The organism is Herbidospora mongoliensis (assembly GCF_001570545.1).
Lineage (GTDB): Bacteria > Actinomycetota > Actinomycetes > Streptosporangiales > Streptosporangiaceae > Herbidospora > Herbidospora mongoliensis.
In genome coordinates this window covers 39135-44903 of record NZ_BBXD01000018.1, presented here as the reverse complement: position 1 = coordinate 44903, position 5769 = coordinate 39135, and the positions used below count along the sequence as shown (strand labels likewise).

The following is a 5769-nucleotide window of genomic DNA, read 5'->3' as shown; positions in this document are numbered from 1 at the left end:
CCCCGGTTCCGGCGGCCCTCCAAGGCCGCCGGCTTCACGGGAGGACCTTGAGCAGATGCTCGGCCAGGACCTCGGCGGACGCCGGGTTCTGGCCGGTGAACAGGTTGTGGTCCACCACCGTGTACGGCATCCACGCCTCGCCCCGGCTGAAGTCGACACCCAACGCGATCAGCTCGTCCTGCAGCAGCCACCGGGCCTTGGAAGCGAGCCCGACGCCCTCTTCCTCCTCGTTGGTGAACGCGGTGACCTGGTAGCCCGCGAAGGGCGACTCACCCCGGATCCTCGTCGCCAGCATCGCCGCGGGCCCGTGGCAGACGATCGCCAGCGGCTTGCCCGAGGCCAGCGCCGCCGTCAGCAGCCGCCCCGCGTCGGCGTCGACGCACAGATCCTCCATCGGACCGTGACCGCCCGGGCAGTAAACGGCGTCGTAGTCCTCCAGCCGGGCGTCGGAGAGCTGGATCGGCCGCCGCATCTCCTCCGCGGACCGGATGACCGCCTCCAGGTCCAGCGCGGCCTGCGCCCCGCCCGCCATCTCCGGCCGCAGACTCATCATGTCGACCGTCGGGACCACCCCCCGAGGCGTGGCGACCACGATCTGATGACCCGCCTCGGTCAGGGTCTTGTACGGGGCCGCGAACTCCTCGGCCCAGTAACCCGTGGCGTGCCGGGTGCCGTCCTTCAGCGTCCAGTACGCCGTCGCGGGCATCATGAAAATCAACCTAGCCATCGAAAACCGCCCCCTGACTATGGCTGGCGTAGGTCTTCTACCAGCCACTTTATGCCTCCTCCCGTCGGGGCACTTGGTGGGTGCGGCCGGCCGCGACCAGGAACCCGACCGCCGGCACGGTGATCGCGGCGGCGCCCAACAGGGCCGCCCGGATGCCCAGACGCTCGGCGACCAGGCCCAGCGGCGGTCCTCCCACCACCTGCCCTGCCGCGTTGACCTGGCTGAACAGCGAATACACGGTCGCCCTGGTGGCTGACCCGGTCTGCCCGGCCAGCCAGGCCGCCTCCAGCGGTCCGGTCGCCGCCCGCGACAGGCCCAGCGCGACCGCCGACACCGCCGCCGACCAGAACGACCCGGCCAGCGCGAACACGATCGTCGCCACCACGCACCCGGCCCTCAAGGCGGCCATCGCCCCGGCCGTGCGCCGAGGGTCACGGAGATCGACGGCCCGGCGGATCACCTGGGTGACGCCGATCGCGCCGATCATCCAAGCCGCCGCGAGCAGACCGAACCACACGTGCGCGCCGCCGATCGCGGGGAGGCCGATGTCGTCCAGGAAATGGAGCTGGGTGAGGCGGTCCAGGCCCTCGCCGGCGAAAGCCGTACAGGCCAGGGCTGCCAGCAGCAGGAGCAGACCTCGGTGGGCGCGGACCGCCGCCAGCGCGGTGACGGCCTGGCCGCGCATCGCGCGCCAGGACGCCGGGTCCGGGACGGGGTGGAAGCCGTCTTCCGGCATGACGACGATCAAGGCGAGGCCGAGGACGAGCCAGACGACGGCGGCCACCAGAATCGGGACGTTCAACCCGAAACCAGCCAGCGCCACACTGGCCCCGATACCCAGCACGGCCCCCGCCTGGCCCGCCTGAGCACCGGTGACCAACACGTCGGGAGCGCGGTCCGGGCCGAGCTCGTCGACGATCCACGCTTCCTGGGCGCCGTCGACGAACGTGGCGCCGACACCCCAGACGACGTTCGCGAGCAGGATCGCGCCGAAGACCGGGAACAGGCCCTCGATCAGGAAACCGGCGCCGAACAGCAGATAGCCGATGATCACCGAGAGACGGCGGCTGCGCAGGTCCGCCAGGACACCGGTGGGGACCTGGGCGAGAAAGCAGACCGCCTCCAGGACGGTCCCGACCAGGATCATCTGCAGGGGGCCGAGCCCGGCGGTCTGGGCCTGGTAGACGAGGTTGAGGGTGAACGCGGTGTGGCCGGCGAAGGCCGCCGTTCCGCAGATGGCGAGATAGGTGACACGAGCACGCAAGGAGAGCTCCGCGGGTGGGAGGAGAAGGGGAAACCCTCCGGCGCCGACCTGGCTCAGACCATGCGTGAGACGACCACGACTCCGGGGGACGAGGCGATGCGGTCAACCGTCATCGGGCCCCTCCTCTCCACGCGGGTCGGGGCGACTTTAGGCGGCGGCCCGACCACGCCGCAACCGATTTCGTCGCTGGAGCTCAGGACGTCCACCGGAACGAATTGGACAACGTCCGCCACGGGCCCACGTTGTCGGCTCCCACCGGCCCCGCCAAGGTCAGCACCGCCTGACGGCCACCCTTGGTGAAGACATAACGGTCGATCTCCTCCCGGACGACCTTGCCCGTCACCGGATCCGGCGAACTGTCGGCATGGAACGTGGTCCGCATCGCCTCACCGCCCGCCCGGTCGACGGGCTTCAGGTCGATCCGGACGCTCCCCGGCGGATCCGGCCGCACACCGATCTCGACGCGGACGCTGTTCAGCCTGTCGGTGAAGGTCGCACCGGTCGGGAGGTCCTTACGCGCCCAGCCCTTGGGCACCTTGACCTCATACCCCTGGCCCGGCGGCCGGAAGGGGAGGAACACGGTGCTGTCCGGGATGCGGTCGGACCCCAGGGCATGCGCCGCCCTGGCATGCGGGACCGCCGACGGCCCGCCGCACGACACCACGACGATCATCACAGCTATGACCAGCGCAAAGACCAAATTTCGCGCTTTCATAACTCCACCATAGGCAGACCCCGTCAACGCCTGGTGAAGGGTTTTCGGTGGAGTGAGTAAGTACGCGGACAACCCGACGCCTTTACAAAGTAGATTTCTGACGTCGCACGAGGCAGAAGCGGATCAGCAGCGGAGCCAGGAAGGCCATCTCGAACAGGCGCAGGCTCTGCACGCTGGAGATCAGCGCCAGGTTGGCGTGCGCGGCGGAGGCCGAGGCCAGCACCGCGTTGATCCCCCCGGGCGTGGTGGCCAGATAGGTGTCGCCGAACGGGATGCGGGTGAGGGCGGAGACCACCCAGGCCAGGACTCCGCAGGCCGCGCTGACGACCACGACGCACACGACCGCGGCGGGCAGGATGCGCCGCAGCCGCCACACGGCGTGCCGGGAGAACCGCAGCCCCACGTCCAGGCCGATCATGGTGAACAGCAGCGACCGCAGCATCCCGTCGGGCGCGAAGCCGTGGGCGAGCCCGGTCGCGGAGACCACCGCCGACACGAGCATGGCGCCCATCATCGTCGAGCTCGGCAGCCGCAACCGGGGGCCGACGATCACACCGAGCAGAGCCACGGCCCCGAGGATCATCAGGCCGGTCACCTGGTCGGGCCCCGTCACCAGATGCCAGGCACTCCCCTCCCCCGGTGGGGACGTACCACCCGCATGGGACGACGGCAGCACCAGGCTCAGCAGCACCGGCGTGCTCGCCACCACGAAACCCAGCCGCAGGTACTGCATGAACGCCACCTGACGCCCATCCGCGTCAAGATCCCCGGCAGAGGCCACGGCGGCGGCCGACCCTCCCGCGATCATGCCCAGGGTCGCGGTGGCCCGATCCACGCCACCGAACCGCACCATGGCCCACGCGGCGCCCTGGCAGATGACCAGCGTCAACAGCGTCACCACCACGAGCGGCACGATCGACCCCGCCACCTGCCCGAGCGCGGAGACGTTCAGATACGTCCCCATGAGCACGCCGAGCAGCGCCTGCGACCCCCTGTTGAGCACAGTAGGCGGCGGCCGGCGTACGAGCCCGGTCAGCGCCGCGACCAGCCCGAGCAGCAGCGGTATCAGCATGTGCGGGGAGGGCAGCTCGGGTTCGCCCAGCTCCCCCGCCGCGACCATGACCGGCAGGACCAACGCCCATCCGACGAGTTCGCGGACCCGGCCCCCGCCGGTCCGCAGCGAGATTCGCATGCCCAACACGCTAGTTCCGGCAAGGAAAGCCCCAGGTTAGAGCACTCGAAGGGCTGAGTTAGCGGGAGTCGTCCACGGGGTCGGGCGGGGCCGCATTCGAGTCAGGGCCGATCGCGCGGGCCGCCTTGCGCAGCAGCACGGAGCGTTCGCGCTCGTTGGCGCACCGGCCGGCGGCCAGCTCCAGTTCGGCGCGCGCCTCCGGCCACCGGCCGAGACGGGCCAGCAGCTCGCCGCGTACGGTCGGGACCAGATGCGAACCGGGAAGCCGGTCCGAGGCGATCAGCTCGTCGACGATGGCCAGCGCCCGCGCCGGGCCCGAGGCCATGGCCACGGCGACAGCCCGGTTGAGCTCGACCACCGGCGAGGGCGCGACCCGGCCGAGGGCCTCGTAGAGCAGCACGATCCGGTCCCAGTCGGTCGCCTCGACCGACGGCGCCGACGCGTGGACGGCGGCGATCGCGGCCTGCAGGCCATAGGGCCCGAAGCCACGGGCCGATGCCCTGGCCAGCGCGGCCAGCCCCCGGCGGATCGCCGTGCGGTCCCAGAGCCGCCGGTCCTGGTCCTCGATCAGGATCGGCGTGCCGTCCGGCCCGGTGCGGGCCGGGAAGCGCGCGGACGTCAGCTCGCACAAGGCGAGCAGCCCGTGCACCTCCGGCTCGTCGGGCTGCAGCGCGGCCAGCGTGCGCACCAGCCGGATCGCCTCATACGCGACGTCGGGACGCAGCAGCTGATCGCCCGAGGTGGCCGTCGATCCCTCGGTGAAGATCACGTACAGGACGCTGAGCACCCCGCCCAGCCGTTCCCGGCGCTCGTCGGCCGGCGGCAGCTCGAACGGCACTCCCGCCGCCGCGATCGTCTTCTTGCCCCGGGTGATGCGGGCCTGCACGGTCGGCACGGACACCAGGAACGCGCGGGCGATCTCCTCGGTGGACAGGCCGCCGACCACGCGCAGGGTCAGCGCCACCCGGGCCTCGCGGGAGAGCACGGGGTGGCAGCTGACGAACATCAGCGCCAGGACGTCGTCGCCGATCTCGTCGGGGTCGATCTCCTGATCGACCGCGGTGTCGATCGCGGCGTCGGCCGCCAGCAGGGCGTACCGGTCCTGGAAGGCGGTCCGGCGGCGGATCGCGTCGATCGCCCGCCGCCGGGCCGTGGCCATCAGCCAGCCGGCCGGATTGGCCGGAGAGGCGCGCGGCCACGACACCAGCGCCTCGGCCACCGCCTCCTGAGCGGCGTCTTCCGCCAGCCCGAAATCGCCGGTGAACCGGGTCAGCGCGGCGACGATCCGGGCCGACTCGATCCGCCAGACGGCCTCGACGTCGGCCGTGCCCATCAGATCTCGCTGCCCGGCGGGACCTCGTCGGCCTCGGCCACCCGCCGGACCTCGATCTTCGACCCACGGACCGCCGGCACCCGCTTGGCCCACTCGACCGCCTCCTGCTTCGTGGCGACGCTGAGCAGGAAGTAACCCCCGAACAGTTCCCTGGTCTCGCCGTAGGGCCCGTCGGTGACGACGGGAGCCTCCCCGCTGAAGTCGACCACGACGCCCCGGCCCGGATCGTCGAGCCCTTCGGCCGCGAGGAGGACATCGGCCTTGATCATCTCCTCGATGAACCGGCCGGTCGCCGCCATCGCCTCGTCGATCGACGCCATCATGGCCGCGTTCGTCTCATCGGTGCCCCGCATGATCAGCATGTACTTCGCCATCGCGTTCTCCTCATCCGGCGAGGCCGCCTCTCGACCCTCGCACCCACACGTCGAACGGGCGGCCCGCGGATCGACACGTTCCCCGAGAAATCTTCCGGCGCGACACATCCGATCCTGTCAGAACGGCCCCTCCGCGTTTGAACCTCTCGTGATCTCCGGCCGTC

The 5769-nt window shown here is 71.1% G+C and carries 6 protein-coding genes; all 6 read right to left on the bottom strand.

The window, feature by feature from the left end:
- Nucleotides 1-34: 34 nt before the first annotated feature.
- The 6 genes from AW272_RS26515 to AW272_RS26490 all read right to left on the bottom strand — a co-directional run bounded on the left by AW272_RS26515 (nucleotide 35) and on the right by AW272_RS26490 (nucleotide 5605).
- On the bottom strand, nucleotides 35-727 hold the full coding sequence (locus AW272_RS26515) for a type 1 glutamine amidotransferase domain-containing protein (protein ID WP_066370564.1): 693 nt from the start codon (nucleotides 725-727) through the stop codon (nucleotides 35-37).
- Nucleotides 728-776: 49 nt separating this feature from the next.
- Complete coding sequence (locus tag AW272_RS26510) at nucleotides 777-1991, bottom strand: MFS transporter (RefSeq protein WP_066370561.1); 1215 nt, start codon at nucleotides 1989-1991, stop codon at nucleotides 777-779.
- 193 nt (nucleotides 1992-2184) lie between these two features.
- Nucleotides 2185-2664: a hypothetical protein gene (locus AW272_RS26505; protein WP_066370559.1), complete on the bottom strand. Its 480-nt coding sequence runs from the start codon at nucleotides 2662-2664 to the stop codon at nucleotides 2185-2187.
- 124 nt (nucleotides 2665-2788) lie between these two features.
- Nucleotides 2789-3898, bottom strand: coding sequence for an AbrB family transcriptional regulator (locus AW272_RS26500; protein WP_157518800.1), 1110 nt, complete (start codon nucleotides 3896-3898; stop codon nucleotides 2789-2791).
- Nucleotides 3899-3956: 58 nt separating this feature from the next.
- Complete coding sequence (locus AW272_RS26495) at nucleotides 3957-5231, bottom strand: RNA polymerase sigma factor (RefSeq protein ID WP_083958699.1); 1275 nt, start codon at nucleotides 5229-5231, stop codon at nucleotides 3957-3959.
- The gene (locus tag AW272_RS26490; RefSeq protein ID WP_066370557.1) at nucleotides 5231-5605 is read right to left on the bottom strand and encodes a YciI family protein; all 375 of its coding nucleotides are present in this window, start codon (nucleotides 5603-5605) and stop codon (nucleotides 5231-5233) included. Before AW272_RS26490 ends, AW272_RS26495 begins: the two co-directional genes overlap by 1 nt.
- Between the last annotated feature and the right edge of the window lie 164 nt (nucleotides 5606-5769).

Excerpts from the sequence above, each read along its gene's own strand:
- AW272_RS26515 (WP_066370564.1), bottom strand. The coding sequence starts at position 727 with ATGGCTAGGTTGATTTTCATGATGCCCGCGACGGCGTACTGGACGCTG.
- AW272_RS26500 (WP_157518800.1), bottom strand. The coding sequence starts at position 3,898 with ATGCGAATCTCGCTGCGGACCGGCGGGGGCCGGGTCCGCGAACTCGTC.
- AW272_RS26495 (WP_083958699.1), bottom strand. The coding sequence starts at position 5,231 with ATGGGCACGGCCGACGTCGAGGCCGTCTGGCGGATCGAGTCGGCCCGG.
- AW272_RS26505 (WP_066370559.1), bottom strand. The coding sequence starts at position 2,664 with ATGATCGTCGTGGTGTCGTGCGGCGGGCCGTCGGCGGTCCCGCATGCC.
- AW272_RS26490 (WP_066370557.1), bottom strand. The coding sequence starts at position 5,605 with ATGGCGAAGTACATGCTGATCATGCGGGGCACCGATGAGACGAACGCG.